Genomic DNA, 19,258 nt, shown 5'->3' on the forward strand with positions numbered 1-19,258 from the left:
TCAAATCAGCTATAACAGCTATTATATTAGAGGAACTAAAGGTTTTTATTTTATTAGGGATTAAATATTACTTTAGAAGTTTCGATATAAAAGGGGAGGAAATTATTTCCTCCTTTTTTATTTTTATGTAGATATTAATGTTAAATTTATTTTAAATTAGGTAATTGGTTTTTAGCCTCTTCAAACTCTGTAATAATTTCTTTTACTATTTTATTAACGGGTTTAATATCATGAATTAATCCTGAAATTTGTCCTATTTCAAGCTCACCTTCTTCTAAATCACCTTCAAACATACCTTTTTTGGCACGGGCTTTACCTAAAAGTGCTTTAAGTTCATCTACCGTAGCTCCTTTTTTGTATAACTCTTGAACCTCATTATAAAACCTATTCTTTATTAACCTTACAGGAGCCAGTTCTTTTAAAGTTAATTGTGTATCGCCTTCTTTGGCTTCAATAACTGCTTTTTTAAAGTTAATATGTGCAGAACTCTCTTCACTAGCAACAAACCTACTACCAATTTGTACACCATCGGCACCTAAAACCATACATGCTAACATTGCTTTACCTGTTGCAATACCTCCTGCTGCTATTAAAGGAATGGTTATATGTTCCTTAACTATAGGTATTAATGTTAAGGTGGTAGTTTCATCTCTACCATTATGTCCTCCAGCTTCAAAACCTTCAGCTACAATAGCATCAACCCCTGCTTCTTGTGCTTTTAAAGCAAATTTTAAGCTACTTACAACATGCACTACTGTAATGCCTTTTTCTTGTAACCAACGCGTCCAAGTTTTAGGGTTTCCTGCCGAAGTAAACACAATCTCTACTCCCTCATCAACAATAATATCCATTATTTTATCAATTTCTGGATATAACATTGGTACATTAACTCCAAAAGGTTTAGCTGTAGCTTGTTTACATTTTTGAATGTGCTCACGTAACACTTCTGGGTACATTGAGCCTGCTCCCAACAACCCCAAAATACCTGAATTACTAGCTGCCGAAGCTAATTTCCAACCACTATTCCAAACCATTCCTGCTTGAATTATGGGGTATTCAATTTGGAACAAGTCTGTAATTCTATTAGTCATTATTGCTTAACTATTTTAAAGACTTTAGATTCAACTTTTACTAAATATATCCCTGCTAACAATGAAGACATATCTATAAAATTACTTTGGCTTGTAATATGTGAAGTTGAAATATGTTTACCCAAAATATTAAATAGAGAAACTGTTAGCGGTGATTTTATATCAAAAGTACTATTTATAAAAACTTTATCTTTTACGGGGTTTGGATACAAACTGTAATGATATATGTTTTCATTATCTGTAGATAGCACCTGAGAGTTATATGCTGACAATAAATCTGGTATTCCGTAACCTAAATAATAATCAGGCGAAGTATACTGTGAAGCCGATTCACGGACTAATTGCATAATTTCAGCATTAGTTTTATTGGGTAAAGCTTGCCATAAACAAGCAATTGCCCCTGCCATAATAGGCGAACTAAAAGATGTACCGTTAATTGTTGAAATTGCATCATTCTCATTAATTACAGCACTGGCTTGTCCTTGCACCACAACATCTGGTTTTTGTGAAGGTTGTGCGCTATTACCAAGCGAACTAAAAGATGCATAAGTTCCAGAAGAATTAACAGCTCCAACAGAAAGCACTCCAGATGCATCAGCTGGCGCTCCAACAATACCCCAACTGTATTCTCCTGAATTACCTGCAGAAGTTACTAGTAGCATCCCTTTTTCAAATGCAATGTTAGCGCCTTTAGTTATATAAGCTGTATTACCATCCATTTGTGAGGTTGTGTAACTATAATTTGGATTATCATAAGTAGTATATCCTAATGATGTGTTTATAATATCTACGCCTAAACTATCGGCGCGTTCTGCTGCTTCTACCCAATAACTTTCTTCTACGGGGCTTTCACTTCCAGTATCTTCGGTAATAAACAAATAATACTCTGCATCTGGTGCTGTTCCTACGTATTGATTTTCAATATAACCAGCCATAGTACTTAAAACTAAAGTTCCATGATTATCTGCAGAACTGTTATAAACGTCATAATCTCTATCTACAAAGTCATAAACATCTTTAACATTCCCTGCATTATTTAATCGTTCAAAACTAGTCATACTATTAACGTTAGGAAATCCTGCATCTAAAACTGCTATTTTTATACCTGTTCCTGTATAATTTAACTCGTGTAATTCATCACCTTTAATCATTTGAATTTGATTTAAGGCATTACCATAATTAAAGTCTGTTAAAACACGCTCTAGTTTATCAGATTTATTTTGTTTTGTTGTTTTCTTTTTAATTAAACTTTTATCTGCAAAATCTATATAATCTACAAAAGAAAATGTAGTTTTAAGGTTATTTATATCTTGCTCTGTACCTCTAACATGAACTGCATTAAACCATTTTGATTTTGCCATCACCGTAATTCCAGTAGCATTCTTTAGCTGGGTAATATAAGATTCATTTACAGGAACATCGCGTTCATCAATAGCTATACCATGGGCATTTTTTCTATCTATTGCTTCTTGTGTTAAAATTGAAGTTGGATTAGAAATAGATGATTGAACATTCTCTTTATCTATTAAATAAACCCAAGCGTCTTCTTGAGATATAAGTATATTTTGAGCAAAAAATAGTATTAAAAAAAGTAATTTCTTTTCCATTTTAACATTTTGATTAGCTGCAATTTACGAAATTACTCCAGAACCTATTAATTCATCATTAATATACCACGCTGCAAATTGTCCTTCGGTAATGGCAGATTGTAAGTTTTCAAACTCAATATAAAGTCCTGTATCCACTTTGTACAATCTTGCTTTTTGTAATGGTTGCCTGTACCTAATACGGGCTTCAACATCCATAGTTTCATCTGTAGATAAGGCTAAATCTTCTCTAACCCAGTGTAATTCTTCATTGGTTATAAACAGTGCTTTTTTTAATAACCCGGGATGATTTTTACCCTGCCCTGTATATATAATATTGTCTTCAACATTGGTATCAATAACAAATAATGGTTCTGGTGTACCACCAACTGCTAGCCCCTTTCTTTGCCCTTTGGTAAAATAATGTGCTCCTTGATGTTTACCTACCACCTTACCATTATTTAAAGAATAATTCAATTTTCTGGATAAAAAGCTCAGTTCTTCTTCTTTAGAATTAAATTGAGGTATTTCCTCTTCATATAAAGGCTCATCTTCAGCTACTTCAACAATAACGCCTTCTTTAGGTTTTAATTGTTGTTGTAAAAAGTCTGGTAATTTTACTTTACCAATAAAACACAATCCCTGAGAATCTTTTTTTTCAGCAGTAACTAAATCTAGTTTTTTTGCAATTTCTCTTACTTCTGGTTTTGTTAATTCGCCTATTGGAAATAAAGCCTTAGATAATTGTTCTTGGGATAACTGACACAAAAAATAAGATTGGTCTTTATTATTATCTGCTCCAGCAAGAAGTTGATATACCTCTTTCCCATTTTTTGTTATGGTTCCTTTTCTACAATAATGTCCTGTTGCCACATAGTCTGCTCCAAGTTCTAAAGCAATGTCCATAAAAACATCAAACTTTATTTCTCTGTTACAAAGTACATCTGGATTTGGGGTTCTTCCTTTTTCATATTCTTTAAACATATAATCTACTATACGCTCTTTATATTGTACGCTTAAATCTACCGTTTGAAATGGAATACCTAATTTTTCTGCAACTAACATAGCATCATTACTATCATCTAACCAAGGGCATTCGTTTGATATAGTTACAGAGTCATCATGCCAGTTTTTCATAAACAAACCAATAACATCATACCCTTGCTCTTTTAATAAATAAGCAGCAATACTAGAATCTACTCCTCCTGAAAGTCCTACTATAACACGTTTCATGATAATTAAATTAGGGCACAAAGATACATATATTACATAGAATAAGTGCCTTAAAACAAGTAAAGCAAAACAATTTTGTTTAACTTTTTAAAAATTAAATGAAACAAAAATTGTATTTTTGTTTAACTTTTAACTATATTTGCTAAACAAAATAAATTAAACATTGAATATTATGAAAACATTAACAGCTTTAACAAAAATTCTATTACTAGTAATGATGGTGTTACTGTCATTTTCTTGTGATAATGATGACGACACAGTAATTGTTGATCCAGAACCAACTAATACCATTGTAGAACTAGCACAGGCAACACCTCAATTATCAAGCCTAGTAAGTGCTTTAATAAAATATCCTGATCTTGTATCTCTTTTAAGCGAAAGCGGAACTTATACGGTTTTTGCTCCAGATAATGATGCCTTTGATGCACTGTTAATTGCCATAGGACAAACATCGATAGATGATATTCCTGAAGATGTATTAAAAAATGTTTTACAATACCATGTATTTACATCTGCCGCAGTGGAATCTAGTGCTGTTACAACTGGGTCTATTACAATGGCTAATGGTGAAGATGCAAATTTAGTTGCAGAAAATAATGGTGTAACTATTAACGGCTCACAAGTTACCACCGCAGACGTTGAAGGAACAAATGGTATAGTACATATTATAGATAGTGTTATAGTTCCTCCTTCTATATTACCTATAGTAGGCACTATTGTAGCTCCTGCATATTTTAATAAAGATTTTACAACATTAATTGCTGCCGTACAAAATGCAAACACAGACATTTTAGGATTACTTTTAGGTAATGGTCCTAGTGATGAAGGTCTAACTTTATTTGCTCCAACTAATGCTGCTTTTGAAGCTGCTGGAATAACGGATGTTAATGGCGCTGATGCTGTTTTAGCATATCATGTTATTGATGGTACAATTATGGCTGCTATGCTACCATCTACAACAGGTGCTGCTGCTAGCGTACCTACATTAGGAGGTGAAAACATTCATATAACAAATGCTGGTGGGGATGTATCTATAAACGGAACATCTACTGTTGTATTGACCGATATAGTTGGTTCTAATGGTGTAGTACATGTTATTGATAGAACTTTAATACCCCCAACCCAAACTATAAACGAAATAGTAGGTGATTTTGCAGGTGGTAATCCTGCTGAATTTACTCTTTTAGCAGCGGCTCTTGCAAGAGCTGGTTTAGCAGACTTTTTTGCTGGTGATGGTCCATATACAGTATTTGCTCCTGTAGATGCAGCTTTTGAAGCTGCTGGGTTAGATTTAGCAACAATAAATGCTTCAGAGCCTTCAGTAGTAGCTGGCATACTAACCCATCATGTTGTTAAAGCAAATTTAAATGTTTTCTCAACAGATTTAGTAGATGGTAATGTAACCATGTTAAACGATCAAGATGTTACAATTAGTCTTAGTAATTTATCTGTACAAGATGCTGCAGGCTCTAATCCAGAGGCTGGTTTAGTACCAAGTCTATTAAATGTTTTAGCAACAAATGGTGTTATACATGTTATAGACAAAGTATTGTTACCTAGTAATAATTAATAAAATTAAAACAGCGACATAAATAATATGATGGTACAAGCAACTTTAAATGACACGTACAATTTACAAACATTATCTCGCTGTTAATGTAATAAAATTGTATAACCAAAAACAATATTTAAAGTTGCCACCATCATAAAAAAAGAAAATACATTTGGTTAGTTGTTATAGACTATATTTTATCTCTCTATTAAATTGTCTATATAAATAAAAGCTTCCTACTTAGGAAGCTTTTTCTTTTTATATTTCGATTTAGGAGTAAAGTCTTTTTCTTCAACTAATTTGCCGTTTTCGTAATATTTCCAAATACCGTGTTTTTTATCATGTTTATAAGTACCTTCTACAATTAACTCGCCTTTAGTGTTGTATATTTTAGAGGCTCCATGTAATTCATTGTTCTTATAAATAAAACGTTTTAAAACAACATTATTAATTGAATACCAAATAGATTCTCCTTCTAATTTACCGTTAACATAATTTTTCTTTTCAGCTACTTTTCCATTAGAATAATAAACAAATCGTTCGCCATCAAGATTACCATTTTCATTATAGTTTTCTAAGGTCATTATTTTATTAGAAGTATTATGGTAGTATTTCCAGGTACCTATATACTTTTTACCATCCATTTCTCCTTCACTAATAATTTTACCTTTTGAAGTAAAAAACTTAACTAATGCTTTATTGTTATTTTCATTAAACTGTTTGGTGGCTGTTAATACAGCTTTCCCTCTAATATTTTTATAAAATTTAAAGGTTCCTATTTCTTTACCATGTTTAAATTCACCTTCATAACGAAGTACTTTAGTGCCTTCAAAATTCTTTTTCCAAATACCATGGCGTTTACCATTTTCATCAAATTGATTAATATCTTGTGCTAATGCAGAGAAAGAAATAAATAAAATTATAATCAAATGTAGTTGCTTCATAAAACAAATTTAAATGGTTATAAATTTAAGTTTCTTGTTAATTATTAAATACAAAACGAAATATATATTTTGAAATTGTATATAACAAAAAAGCTGCCAAAAGGCAGCTTTAAATTATTTTTTTCTTTTTTGTTGTGCTTGTTTTTGCTTTTCGGCTTGCTCCATCATTTCTTTCATTTTAGCCTGAAAACGACTTTCTTTTTTTGGTTTTTTCTTTTTCTCTTGAATTTGAGCGTGAATCTTATCTTCATCAAGAATATAGTTTTTAATCACTAATATAATTCCAATACTAATTAAGTTAGAAATGAAATAGTACAAACTTAATCCAGAGGCATAGTTGTTAAAGAAAAATAGCATCATAATTGGAGAGAAATACATCATGTATTTCATCATTTTTGCCATATCTGGCATACCTTCTTGTTGTGGTGCTGTTTGTACATTCTGACCCGTAGTTAAACGCATATAGAAGAAAATTGCTATAGATGCTAATAACGGAAATAAACTAACGTGGTCTCCATAAAATGGTATATTAAAAGGAAGATTTGCAACCGTATCATAAGACGATAAATCTTCTGCCCATAAGAAACTTTCTTGTCTTAACTGAAATGCCGATGGGAAAAACTGAAATAAAGCATAAAATACTGGTAACTGAATTAAAGCTGGGATGCAACCTGCTAACGGACTTGCTCCTGCCTTAGTTTGTAAGGCCATAGTTTCTTGTTGCGCTTTCATTTTATTGTCTTTGTACTTCTCGCGTATAGCATCTAACTCTGGTTTTAAAATTTTCATTTTTGCCTGAGATAAGAATTGTTTATACTGTACAAAAGACAAACATATTTTTACCAAAATAGTCATAACTACAATAGCAATTCCGTATGGCATAAAGCTTCCTAAAAAGCTAAATAAGGGCATAAATAAATAGCGGTTTATCCAACCAAATATACCCCAGCCTAGTGGTACCATTTCATCTAAATTCCTATCATAAGCATTTAAGGTTTTAAACTCACTTGGACCATAGTACCAATCCATATTATAATTAAGCTCGCCTCCTTTTAACTCTAATGGGATTTTAGATGTAAACTGTTTTGTGTAAATGGTATCAACTGCTTCATCTTCAACTAAATTTTTTGAAGTAATATGCGTAGTTTTAAACGGTGTATCTGTTAATAAAATAGACGAGAAAAAGTGTTGCTTATACCCTATCCAAGTAACATCTTCAAGTGTTTCATCGGCATCACGCATACCTGTGTAATCATCTTTACCGCCTTCATATTCATAATGAATATCGGTATATCTATTTTCATATGAAATACTTTTTGCATGACGGTATCCTTTTTGGTTCCAATCTAAATTAATTTCTTGAGAACCATTTATAACATCACTTAGCCCTTGAGAACGTATGGTGAAGTCCATCATGTAATCGCCATCTTTCAACTCATATCTATATTCTAAAAATTTACTTTCAGATACCTTTAGTTTCATAGAAACTACTGTAATATCACCATTTTTAGTAACGGTAGGTTCAAAATATAAATCTTGAGTGTTTAAAATTCTACTATCTGTAGTTCCAAAATTAATATTGAAAGAAGCATTATTATCTTTAATCAAATAGATTGGATTATCTCTAAAATCAACAAACTCTTTTAATTTTACTTCTGAAAGATATCCGCCTTTATTATTAAATTTTAAAGCTAACAAATCACTTTCAACAAAGGTTTCTTCATCAGAGGCTTTAAGTGCCGAATACGCAAATGCCCCCAACTTATTTTTTAAGGCTATTTGTTGCATAGAATCTACCTCTGCTCCAATAGCATAATCTGCTGCTGTGGTAACTTTAGTTTGATCTTGTTGGTTAGCTTTTTGTTCTGCTTGAATTTGTTCTTGTTTTGCCTTTTCTTGTGCTTCAAGTTCTTCTGGTGTTGGCTGATTTTGCCAAAGCATATACGCTAATATCCCAAAGATGAGTACAAAACCAATTATTGAGTTTATGTCTAACTTTTTTTCTTCCATGTTATCTTTTAATTAAAAACAAATCCTGCCAAAGCAGGAATGATTTATAGCCTATCAATAAACTATCCAATTTTAATTTTGTGCCATACTGACACCTTTTTGCTTGCTTTTATATTTTAAAGCTGCAGCAACAAACGCAACAAATAAAGGGTGCGGATTAGCTACCGTACTTTTATATTCTGGGTGATATTGTACCCCAACAAACCAAGGATGCTCTGGTATTTCTATGATTTCTACTAAACCAGTATCTGGGTTTAATCCTGTAGCTATCATACCAGCTTCTTCCATTTGTTGTTTATAATTACCATTAAACTCATAGCGGTGTCTGTGACGCTCTTTAATAGTTTCGGTCTTATAAATATCTCTTACTTTACTTCCTAGTTTTAAATTACAAGCCCAAGCTCCTAAACGCATGGTGCCTCCTTTGTCTGTAATAGATTTTTGTTCTTCCATTAAATCTATTACTGCATTGCTAGATTCTGGATTCATTTCAGTAGAATCTGCATCTTTTATTTTAAGAACATTTCTTGCAAATTCTATAACTGCCATTTGCATACCTAAACAAATTCCTAAAAAAGGAATGTTGTTTTCTCTAACAAATTTTACAGCATCTATCTTCCCTTCAATACCACGTTCTCCAAATCCTGGAGCTACCAATACACCATCTAAATGTGATAATTTTACTTCAACATTATCACTGTTTAAATATTCTGAATGAATAGACTCTACATTTACTTTTACTTCATTTTCTGCTCCTGCATGAATAAAAGCTTCTAAAATAGATTTATAAGAATCTTGTAACTCTACATATTTACCTATTAAACCAATGTTTACTTCAGTTTTAGGATTTTTATGGCGTTTTACAAATTCATTCCACCTATTTATATTTGGTTGTGAACTTTCAAGGTTAAGCTTTTTTAAAACTACTTTATCTAAGCCCTCATCTAGCATTAAATTTGGTACATCATAAATGGTTGATGCATCTATAGATTGTATAACGGCTTCTTCTTTAACATTACAGAATAATGCTAATTTTCTTCTTAAATCTTTAGGTAAATTGTGCTCTGTTCTACAAACTAATATATCTGCTTGCACCCCACTTTCCATTAGGGTTTTTACACTATGTTGCGTTGGCTTTGTTTTTAACTCTCCTGCTGCAGATAAATAAGGTACCAATGTTAAATGTACTACTATTCCATTATTTTCACCTAAGTCCCAACGGAGTTGACGAACCGCTTCAATATAAGGTAAAGACTCTATATCACCAACTGTACCTCCTATTTCGGTAATTACAATATCATAATCGCCAGAATTTCCTAAAAGTTGAATACGATGTTTTATTTCATCAGTAATATGAGGAACTACTTGTACCGTTTTACCTAAAAATTCACCACGTCTTTCTTTTTGAATAACGCTTTGATAAATGCGTCCGGTAGTAACATTATTAGCTTGACTTGTAGGAACATTTAAAAAGCGCTCATAGTGTCCTAAATCTAAATCTGTTTCGGCACCATCTTCAGTAACGTAACATTCGCCATGTTCATAAGGGTTTAATGTACCCGGATCTACGTTAATGTATGGGTCTAATTTTTGAATAGTAACTCGATATCCTTGAGATTGCAAAAGTTTAGCAAGAGATGCTGCTATAATGCCTTTTCCTAAAGAAGATGTAACCCCTCCGGTTACAAATATGTATTTTGTACTTATCATATTGCGCTTATAAACGCAGGCAAATTTACAAAATTAATATAGTTATAAGTAAATAACTTTTTAGTTATTTATGGTTTCTTATTAACAAAAAAGTTAATAAAAATTCTTTCATTTTTGGTTTTTATGCTTTAAAAGCCATTATTTAACTAATATTCTGAATATCAAATGTTTTAGTAAAAAAATTTAGTTCACTTTTTTTGAAACATTTTCACTTCACAGTCGTCCTAATAAAAAATACAAATAAAAATGCAATAGATTAAAAAAGTTGCGTCTTTATAATTGAAGCACCTTTAAAAGTGTTTTTAAATGAATCATCAATCAGAAAACAGTAAAAAGCTTAACAAGTTTTTTAATGAAGAATACGCTTCTCTTAAAACTTATGTAAGCTCAAATCTTAAGGCTAGCATAAATAAAGATGCAGAAGACATCATACAAGATGTTGCATTAAAACTATTTGCTGGTGCTGATAGGTATTCGCCCATAAATAATGTTGCTGGTTTTGTTTATAGAGCTATAAAAAACAAGGTTATTGATGTTATGAGAACATCAAAAAATAACAGAATTGATTATGAAACCCAAAACGAAAATAAACTAATTGAATTTGCTTCTATTATTTATGAATCTGCCGATAATTCATACCCTGAACCAATGAAAGAAGCCTTAAAAACAGCCATAATAAACCTAAAACCAGATTACAGAAATATAATTTTAGCCATAGATTTTGAAGGCTACACATATAAAGAATTAACAAACAAAACAGGAATTCCTGTTGGCACATTAATGTCTAGACGCCACAGAGCTATTTCTCAATTATACAAAATACTAAAAAAAGAAATTAATAATTAAAAACACAGATATGTCTAATTACTTTAAACACAAAATGCGTGGTAAATCGCCAGGTGAGATTGTTGGAATGATACTTTTTGGAATTATTGCTATAACCGGTTTAGCTATACTTTTTGGCTTTATTATTATGTGGTTATGGAATTGGTTAATGCCCATGATATTTGGCTTAACAACGCTTACCTTTTGGGAAGCCGTAGGTGTTTTTATTCTCTTTAAAATATTACTTGGTGGCTGTGGAGGTTTTGGAGACTCTGGAAAAAAATCTTCCAAATCTCACAAAAAGGATAAACAATGTGAAACCGAATTTTCTAAATGGAAATATTACGACGACTTCTGGAAAGAAGAAGGTAACCAAGCTTACGAAGCTTATATAAAACGTAAAACTACAAAAGAAGAAAACAATGATTAGTCCGTTTTATCACAACAGAAAAAGAAATATTAGAATACATATACTCAAAACAAACATTAATTCTAAAGTTGCAATTAATACCATTAAATTACTTTTTAAATCACACCCTGGTATTATAAAATGGTCTGTAGATTTAGAAGATGTTGACAAGGTTTTAAGAGTTGAAACCAACCAAACGCTAGATAAAAATGATATTATAGAACAAGTCTCTGCAAAAGGTATTTATTGTGAGGAATTAGTATAACAACCATTTATAAAATTATAATAATAAAAGAAAAATCCCATCGATAGAATTCCAATTTCTGTCGATACAATGACTACAAACTTCCATTACCTTATTATGTAAGTACTAATTGTTTCAATTTTGAAGTATCAAATTAAAAGCTTTAAAAATGAAACAATTTTTATATACTATTTGTTTTACACTTGGCAGCTTGAGTTTAATAGCTCAAGAAAGCCAAGTGAAACAATGGACCTTCCAAGAGTGTTTAGAATATGCCGTAGAACACAATATTACTATAAAAGATGCGGCATACACCACAGAAACTGCAAATGTAACACTTCAACAGTCTAAAGACAGTAGACTGCCAACAGTAAACGCAAGTGCTTCTCAAGGTTTTAAAAACGGACAATCTATAGACCCCATTACTAGCGATTTTGTTGATGAGCAAATTAACACTACTAGCTTTGGCGTAAATGCTTCGGTTAACCTATTTCAAGGAAATCAAATTAAAAATAAAATTAAACAAAACAAATTACTTGCAGACCAAAATAGCCTGTATTTAGAAGAAGCTAAAAACAGTATAAAATTAAGTGTAACCCAAGCCTATTTACAAGCTTTATACGCCAAAGAAGGTATTGCTGTAGCTGAAAAAACTTTAGAAGCTTCTACTAAAGAGGTAGAACAAGCCAAAGCAAGATTAGATGCCGGAAGTATAGCCATGCAAGATTACACAGATGCTATTTCTCAAGAAGCAACAAATAAATACAACTTAATTGAAGCTAAAAATAATTACGAACAACAAATTATTGCTTTAAAACAATTACTAGAATTAGAACCAGAAGTAGAGTTTGATATTGTTGCGCCTAACTACAAAACTTACACAGCTCCAATTTTACCAAACAAAATTGAAGTTTATGAAGCTGCTTTAGGAATGTTGCCAGAATACGAAGCAGCAAAATTAAATGTAGATGTTACAGAAAAAGATTTAGATATAGCTAAAGGTAATTATTTACCAACACTTGCTTTAACAGGTAGTTTTGGCACAGGCTACACAAGCTCACAAAATATGAGCTTTTCAAACCAGCTTGATGGTAATTTAAATCAAACCTTAGGCTTGTCATTAACAATACCAATATTTAATAGTTTTCAAACAAAAGCTGAAGTACAAAAGGCTAAAATAGCTATCAATCAGTCTAAGTTAGAAATTATAAGTCTTCAAAAAGAAATTTATAAAAACGTAGCAACTGCTTATCAAAATGCACTGTCATCTCAAGAACAACTAGAAGCTGCAAAATCAGCTAGTAAAGCTGCAGAAGAATCTTATAAACTAGCGCAAAAAAAATACAATTTAGGCGCTTTAAGCACCACCGATTTAGTAGTTAGTCAAAATACGTTTACTAACGCACAATTAAATTATTTACAGGCAAAATACTTAAACATTTTATATAACCAATTGTTACAATTCTATCAAGGAAACGCTATAACACTTTAACTATAGACATTATGAAAACAAATAAAAAAATACTCATAGCAAGTATCTCTGTAGCCATATTAGCACTGATACTTTATAACATTTTTAAACCAAACGAAACAGTCTTGGTAGAAGCTAAAACCATTGCTGTTACCAAAGGCGATGTTACCACTTTGGTTACAGCTACAGGTACCATCGAGCCCATTACACAGGTAGAAGTAGGTACCCAGGTGTCTGGAGTTATCGAAAAGATTTATGTAGACTACAACAGTGTGGTTAAAGAAGGACAGCTCATTGCCGAACTGGATAAAACCAACTTAAAAGCACAATTAACCCAAGCTCAGGCCGCTTACGACAATGCTTTGAGCCAAAAAAGATATACAGAAACCGTTTACAACAGACAAAAAACCTTGTACGAGAATAAAGTCATTAGTAAAGCGGATTACGATGAGGCCCTTTATGATTACGAAACAGCTAAAGGAACTGTCACTCAGAGATTATCAGATCTACAGTCGGCTCGAACCAATCTCGAATATGCCAATATTTATTCGCCTATCGATGGCGTGGTGTTATCTAGAGACATAGACGAAGGACAAACCGTAGCAGCAAGTTATAGCACTCCAACCTTGTTCACCATTGCCCAAGACTTAAAAGAAATGCAGGTAGAAGCCGATGTGGATGAAGCCGATATCGGTAACGTAAAAGAAGGGCAACGGGTTACCTTTACCGTTGATGCCTTTTTAGGTGAAACTTTTGAGGGAGAAGTTACCCAAGTGCGATTGGATTATACCGAATCTTCCAGTGTGATAACTTATACGGTGGTTATTAAAGCAGATAATCCAGATCTTAAATTAAAACCAGGCCTTACCGCAACGGTATCTATATATACCCTAGAGCTTAAAGATGTCTTAACAACCGAGTCTAAGGCGGTAAACTTTAAACCAGACCCTGCCATCATGGCACAATACATCGAACAAGAAAATTTAACTCCTCCTAATGCGGGGCCTCAACAAGAAGCAGATGGTACCGTGCTTTGGGTTCTAAATAACGACGGTTCTATTGTTCCTAAACCTGTAACGCTTGGCGCTAGCGATGGGGTCAATGTCCAAATTGTTGAAGGTGTCAAGGAAGGCGAAAAACTCGTGTACAGCTTAAAAAGCTCAATCCCATCTTCTGGAGGTACTCCTCCACAAGGCGGTGGCGATAACGAAAGTCCTTTTATGCCTAAACCACCAGGATCTAAAAAATAATTGCAATGGCAAAAGAAATTATAAAAATACAAGATTTAAAACGTGAGTTTACCATGGGGTCAGAAACGGTCCATGCGCTTAAAGGCATCTCTTTTACCATAACCGAAGGCGAGTTTGTAACCATCATGGGGTCCAGTGGTTCCGGAAAAAGTACCATGCTAAACATCTTAGGGTGCTTAGACAAACCAACTTCAGGAATTTATGAAATTGACGGGGTTAAAATGAAAGATTTAAGCAAGAACGAACTTGCTACGATTAGAAACCAAAAAATAGGTTTTATCTTTCAATCCTATAATTTATTGGCAAGAACTTCTGCTATAGAAAATGTAGAACTCCCTTTGTTGTATAATAGCAAAGTAACTTCTGAAGAGCGAAGGGAACGTGCAATCAAAGCTTTAAAAATGGTCGGTTTGGGCGAACGATTGCACCATACACCTTCTCAACTTTCAGGAGGACAGCAACAGCGTGTGGCTATTGCGAGGTCTCTTGTAAACAATCCGGTTATTATTCTTGCAGATGAGGCTACAGGAAACCTAGACACCAGAACGTCTTATGAGATTATGGCACTATTTCAAGAGCTAAACCAAAAGGGCATCACCATTGCTTTTGTAACTCATGAACCTGACATCGCGACTTTTAGCAGTAGGACCATAGTGCTAAAAGATGGAAATGTTATTCAAGATTATAATAATGAAAATATACAGTCCGCAGCAGAGCATTTAGCCAATCTACCTAAAGAAAATCATTAATTATGAGATTTTTAAATTTAATTAAAATAGCCTTTAAAGCCATTATTCTTAATAAAATGAGAACCCTGCTTACTATGTTGGGAATCATCATAGGGGTGGCTTCTGTTATTGCCATGTTGGCTATAGGCGAAGGCTCTAAAGAAAGTATTCGTTCTACCATCTCGAGCATGGGGTCTAACATGATTAATATCAGACCCGGAGCCGATATGCGTGGCGGAGTAAGACAGGACCCTAGTGCTATGGAAACCCTCACATTGGATGACTACGATGCGTTAAAAGAACAAGCAGATTTACTAACGTATATAACGCCGTTGGTAAATGGTGGCGGTCAGGTTATTAATGGTGCCAACAACTGGCCTTCCACAATTTATGGGGTTAATCCAGATTATTTGAGTATTAAAGTCGTAGGATTGAAAAGTGGAAGTATGTTTACAGAGGCCGAAGTAAAATCGGCTTCTAAGGTGGTTTTGTTAGGGCAAACAGTCGTAGACAATATATTTCCAGACGGCGAAGACCCTGTTGGAAAAACCATCCGTTTTGGTAATATTCCTTTTAAGGTTATTGGTGTCTTGGAAGAAAAAGGAGAAAACACCTTTGGTCAAGACCAAGACGATGTGGTTATTGCTCCTTATACTACGGTACAAAAACGTATTTTGGCCATCGACCACTTAAATCAAATTATGGCTTCTGCCGTTAGTGAAGAACAAGCTCCCGACGCCGTTACTCAAGTTACAGAAATATTACGTAAACAACACAAGTTGAGAGATGATGAAGATGATGATTTCAATGTGCGTTCTATGGAAGAACTCATTTCTACCTTCAGTTCTACTAGCGAAATGCTCACCATACTCTTGGTTGCCGTAGCAGGAATTTCTCTGTTAATTGGAGGTATTGGGATTATGAACATCATGTATGTTTCTGTAAAAGAACGTACCAAAGAAATTGGTTTACGTATGGCTGTTGGAGGAAAAGGTTCCGATATTTTAATGCAGTTTTTAATTGAAGCTATTTTGATAAGTGTTACCGGAGGGGTTTTGGGCGTTATTTTAGGTTTGGGATCTACCGTTTTTATCGAAAAATTCTTGAACTGGCCCACTAGTGTAGCCCTGTATTCCATTGTTATTTCATTTGCCGTTTGTGCCATTACAGGTATCTTTTTCGGATGGTATCCCGCTAGAAAAGCTGCAGCTTTAGACCCAATAACAGCATTGCGTTACGAATAATATTATAACTTTTAATTTTTTCAAACCATGAAAAATACATTTATAAAAGGAACTTATTGGTTACTGCTCGTTGTAGTAATGCAATCTTGTAACAGCAGTAAGACCAAGGAAAATCAAACTACTATAAAGACTAAAGAAAAACCTTTTACACAAATAGCTACTGGGCAGGTAGATTTATATGACGAAGATGGTAATATCGTTACCCATTTACAACCCAGCGATTCGCTTTTTGGGCAAGATGCCAATTACCCAACTGGCAAAAAAATGGCTTATGTTAATAATGGTGATGGTACTATAACCGATGTCAATTCTGGCTTAATGTGGCAAGAAACACCAACTTCCGAAGGTTTTGATTGGCAATCGGCTAAAGATTATTGTGAGAACTTAGAACTTGGTGGTTATGATGATTGGAGGCTGCCAACTGCCAAAGAATTATTTTCTATCAGCGATTTTAGCGAAGGTTGGCCCTATTTAGATACAACCTATTTTTCGCTTGTTAACAACAATTTTGTAGATAAGAGTGAACAATATTGGACAAGCAACACATATGTTGGTCACACCGAAGAAGGTAAATACAGTGCTGCTTTTGGGGTTAATCATGCTACCGGACATATTAAAGCGTATCCGGGAGAAGCTTTCCAAAATAATACAGAGCGCAAGGGACCGCCTCCAAGCAATCAACGCCCTCCTCAAGGGAATCAACCCCCTCAAGGAGAAGGTGTAGCTAAAGGTGATGGTGAACAAGGGAACAGACCACCTTCTCCAGGTAATGGAGATAGCCCCATGGGAAATCCAATGTTAAAACATGTTCGTGCTGTTAGAGGTACTGTTTATGGAACTAATGATTTTAAAGATAATGGTGATAGTACCATAACCGATAATGCTACAGGATTAATGTGGGCAAAAGTAGATAGCGGTGAAGGCATGGATTGGAAAACGGCTTTAACTTATGCTAAGAATTCCAATTTGGCCGGGTATTCAGATTGGCGATTGCCGAATGTAAAAGAATTACAGGGCATTGTAGATTATTCTTACGCGCCTGATGCCAAAGATCCAGAGCATGTGGGACCTGCTATAGACCCTTTGTTTCAATCTACTGAAATCACTAATGAAAATGGCGATAAAGATTATCCTAATTATTGGACAAGTACTTCGGCAAGATTTAGAAAGGGCATGCCTTATTACTATGCTTGGTACGTGGCTTTTGGTCGCGCTGTAAATCCAAAAGGTTTGGATTTTCACGGTGCGGGAGCTGTTCGATTTGACACCAAACATGAAAATGGTCCAGCAGGTGAAGGTGGCGAAAGGTATTATAATTACGTGCGTTTGGTTAGAAATGTAAATTAGGAATTCATCCTTTATGGGTTAACGAACACTCCGTTGCTGAGAAGTATAAACCATGCAAACAGAACCAATAATAGGCAAACATGATTCGCTTAAAAAAGAATCCATTATCAAACTGCTTTGGGTCTTTGTAGGTCCAGCAGTATTGGGGCTTTTAATCAATATTTTTTACAATGTTGTAGATAGAATTTTTGTTGGCCATTTTGTGGGAGCCGACGGCTTATCGGCCGTAACCATGGTATTCCCGATTGCTCTTTTTAAGTTCAGTTTTGTACTGTTGTTAGGCAGTGGCGCCGGTGTGTTAATAGCTAAATACTTAGGCGAAAACAGGCAAGACAAAGCCGAAGAGGTATTGGGCAATATGATGGCAGGTCTTACTGTTGTTAGTGCTGTTTTTACTCTTTTAGGCTTGCTTTTCCATAAAGAAATTTTACAGCTTCTAGGAGCCGAGGGACAATTGTTACAACAGTCTGCTGCATACTTGTTTGTTATTGTGTTAGGGTTTCCCTTAAGCTTTTTTATCGCACTGGAATTTACTTGCCGTGCCGAAGGCAATCCGCGTTTACCCGCAAAACTTATATTGCTTTCTGCCATTATCAACATCTGTTTAGACTATGTCTTTATGAAAGTAATGGATATGGGCGTTAAAGGTGCTGCACTTGCTACCATTATTGCTCAAGGAACTAATGCATTGCTTTTAATTAATTATTATCTCAATGGTAAAAGTTTGGTGAAATTGCAATGGAAACAAATCCGATTAAAAAAAGAAGTCATTCTCCCTATTTTATCAGTGGGTTTTTCTCCTTTTCTTATGGATGGGGCGGTGAGTTTTCAAAATGCTTTTGCGAATAACCTTCTATTACAAACAGGGGGAACTGATGCGGTAGCCGCTATGGGAATCATTTTTGGAATCAATGTCTTTTTTATGATGACGGCTCTTGGTACTGGTGATGGTATGCAGCCTATTGTAAGTTTTAATTTTGGTGCAAAACTTTACGACCGAGCCGCAAAAACCTTGATCTATGTTTTGGTTTTTGTACTTTCTGTGGCGTTGTTTGGGATTTTAATTTTAGAATTATTCCCTAATGCCATCATCAACATCTTTATCAATGGCAATGAAAATATCCGAAGTATTACGCATACTGCACTAAATATTTTTGTTTGGTCCATTCCTTTTTACATGACGCAAGTGGTTATAGCCCGGTATTTCCAGGCTTTGCAAAAAAATACCATTGCCACCTTTTTGGCAATACTACGACCAATATTTCTTTTCATTCCCATCTCTTTTGTTTTAAGTGATTGGTATGGATTTAAGGGAATTTGGACAGCCTTTATTGCAAGTGATGCTTTAGCGGCTTTGTTTGCTGTACTACTAGTGAAGAAATATAATTTAAAAGGCTTGCAAAACGAATAGTTAAACTAAAAACAGAAAACAACTTGATTAAGAAACAATCTTTTATCATCACAATTAGATAGTGTTAGTGACAAGCAACAAGAACTACAAGCTGTTATTCAGTTGTACCGTGCATTAGGGGGAGGTTGGCTTAATTAATTTGTGTATAAAATAGTAAAATTGAAGACCAACTTCCATCGATAAAATGATACTATCTATATAGT

At 34.0% G+C, this 19,258-nt stretch carries 16 protein-coding genes; 10 read left to right on the forward strand and 6 right to left on the reverse strand.

Going from position 1 to position 19,258, the window contains the following annotated elements; all coding sequences use genetic code 11:
• Positions 1-146 precede the first annotated feature (146 nt).
• The 3 genes from BWZ22_RS00225 to mnmA are packed head-to-tail and all read right to left on the reverse strand — an operon-like array spanning position 147 to position 3,910.
• A complete protein-coding gene (locus BWZ22_RS00225) occupies positions 147-1,091 on the reverse strand; it encodes a nitronate monooxygenase family protein (protein ID WP_076697001.1) in 945 nt (314 codons plus the stop codon).
• On the reverse strand, positions 1,091-2,698 hold the full coding sequence (locus BWZ22_RS00230; RefSeq protein ID WP_076697003.1) for a S8 family serine peptidase: 1,608 nt from the start codon (positions 2,696-2,698) through the stop codon (positions 1,091-1,093). The genes BWZ22_RS00225 and BWZ22_RS00230 overlap by 1 nt, the downstream gene beginning before the upstream one ends.
• Before the next feature lie 24 nt (positions 2,699-2,722).
• Positions 2,723-3,910 carry a tRNA 2-thiouridine(34) synthase MnmA gene (mnmA, locus tag BWZ22_RS00235; RefSeq protein ID WP_076697005.1) on the reverse strand — a complete coding sequence of 396 codons (1,188 nt, stop codon included), beginning with the start codon at positions 3,908-3,910 and terminating at the stop codon, positions 2,723-2,725.
• A gap of 172 nt (positions 3,911-4,082) precedes the next feature.
• On the opposite strand from mnmA, the gene BWZ22_RS00240 reads away from it, so the two are divergent.
• Entirely contained in the window at positions 4,083-5,480 is a 1,398-nt protein-coding gene (locus tag BWZ22_RS00240; protein WP_076697007.1) for a fasciclin domain-containing protein, read from the forward strand.
• Positions 5,481-5,698: 218 nt separating this feature from the next.
• Here BWZ22_RS00240 and BWZ22_RS00245 read toward each other — a convergent pair whose 3' ends face one another.
• From BWZ22_RS00245 to BWZ22_RS00255, 3 genes are all read right to left on the reverse strand, one after another.
• Positions 5,699-6,406 (reverse strand): toxin-antitoxin system YwqK family antitoxin, encoded by a 708-nt coding sequence (locus BWZ22_RS00245; protein ID WP_076697009.1) that lies wholly within the window; start codon positions 6,404-6,406, stop codon positions 5,699-5,701.
• A 114-nt stretch (positions 6,407-6,520) separates the two neighbouring features.
• Positions 6,521-8,416 (reverse strand): membrane protein insertase YidC, encoded by a 1,896-nt coding sequence (yidC, locus tag BWZ22_RS00250; RefSeq protein WP_076697011.1) that lies wholly within the window; start codon positions 8,414-8,416, stop codon positions 6,521-6,523.
• 72 nt (positions 8,417-8,488) lie between these two features.
• Positions 8,489-10,126 carry a CTP synthase gene (locus tag BWZ22_RS00255; protein ID WP_076697012.1) on the reverse strand — a complete coding sequence of 546 codons (1,638 nt, stop codon included), beginning with the start codon at positions 10,124-10,126 and terminating at the stop codon, positions 8,489-8,491.
• Positions 10,127-10,432: 306 nt separating this feature from the next.
• Between BWZ22_RS00255 and BWZ22_RS00260 the strand changes: the two genes are divergently transcribed.
• The 9 genes from BWZ22_RS00260 to BWZ22_RS00300 all read left to right on the forward strand — a co-directional run bounded on the left by BWZ22_RS00260 (position 10,433) and on the right by BWZ22_RS00300 (position 19,055).
• Positions 10,433-10,972: an RNA polymerase sigma factor gene (locus BWZ22_RS00260; RefSeq protein ID WP_076697015.1), complete on the forward strand. Its 540-nt coding sequence runs from the start codon at positions 10,433-10,435 to the stop codon at positions 10,970-10,972.
• Positions 10,973-10,982: 10 nt separating this feature from the next.
• Positions 10,983-11,381, forward strand: coding sequence for a hypothetical protein (locus BWZ22_RS00265; protein WP_076697016.1), 399 nt, complete (start codon positions 10,983-10,985; stop codon positions 11,379-11,381).
• Positions 11,374-11,625 carry a hypothetical protein gene (locus tag BWZ22_RS00270; protein ID WP_076697019.1) on the forward strand — a complete coding sequence of 84 codons (252 nt, stop codon included), beginning with the start codon at positions 11,374-11,376 and terminating at the stop codon, positions 11,623-11,625. Before BWZ22_RS00265 ends, BWZ22_RS00270 begins: the two co-directional genes overlap by 8 nt.
• Before the next feature lie 148 nt (positions 11,626-11,773).
• Positions 11,774-13,096, forward strand: a complete 1,323-nt coding sequence (locus BWZ22_RS00275; protein WP_076697021.1) for a TolC family protein — start codon at positions 11,774-11,776, stop codon at positions 13,094-13,096.
• A gap of 11 nt (positions 13,097-13,107) precedes the next feature.
• Positions 13,108-14,325, forward strand: a complete 1,218-nt coding sequence (locus BWZ22_RS00280) for an efflux RND transporter periplasmic adaptor subunit (protein WP_076697023.1) — start codon at positions 13,108-13,110, stop codon at positions 14,323-14,325.
• A gap of 5 nt (positions 14,326-14,330) precedes the next feature.
• Positions 14,331-15,074: an ABC transporter ATP-binding protein gene (locus BWZ22_RS00285; protein ID WP_076697025.1), complete on the forward strand. Its 744-nt coding sequence runs from the start codon at positions 14,331-14,333 to the stop codon at positions 15,072-15,074.
• Between the two features lie 2 nt (positions 15,075-15,076).
• On the forward strand, positions 15,077-16,297 hold the full coding sequence (locus BWZ22_RS00290) for an ABC transporter permease (RefSeq protein WP_076697027.1): 1,221 nt from the start codon (positions 15,077-15,079) through the stop codon (positions 16,295-16,297).
• 27 nt (positions 16,298-16,324) lie between these two features.
• A complete protein-coding gene (locus BWZ22_RS00295) occupies positions 16,325-17,644 on the forward strand; it encodes a DUF1566 domain-containing protein (RefSeq protein ID WP_076697029.1) in 1,320 nt (439 codons plus the stop codon).
• A gap of 52 nt (positions 17,645-17,696) precedes the next feature.
• A complete protein-coding gene (locus BWZ22_RS00300; RefSeq protein WP_076697031.1) occupies positions 17,697-19,055 on the forward strand; it encodes an MATE family efflux transporter in 1,359 nt (452 codons plus the stop codon).
• Positions 19,056-19,258: the final 203 nt, after the last annotated feature.

It is taken from the genome of Seonamhaeicola sp. S2-3, assembly GCF_001971785.1.
Taxonomy (GTDB): Bacteria; Bacteroidota; Bacteroidia; order Flavobacteriales; family Flavobacteriaceae; genus Seonamhaeicola.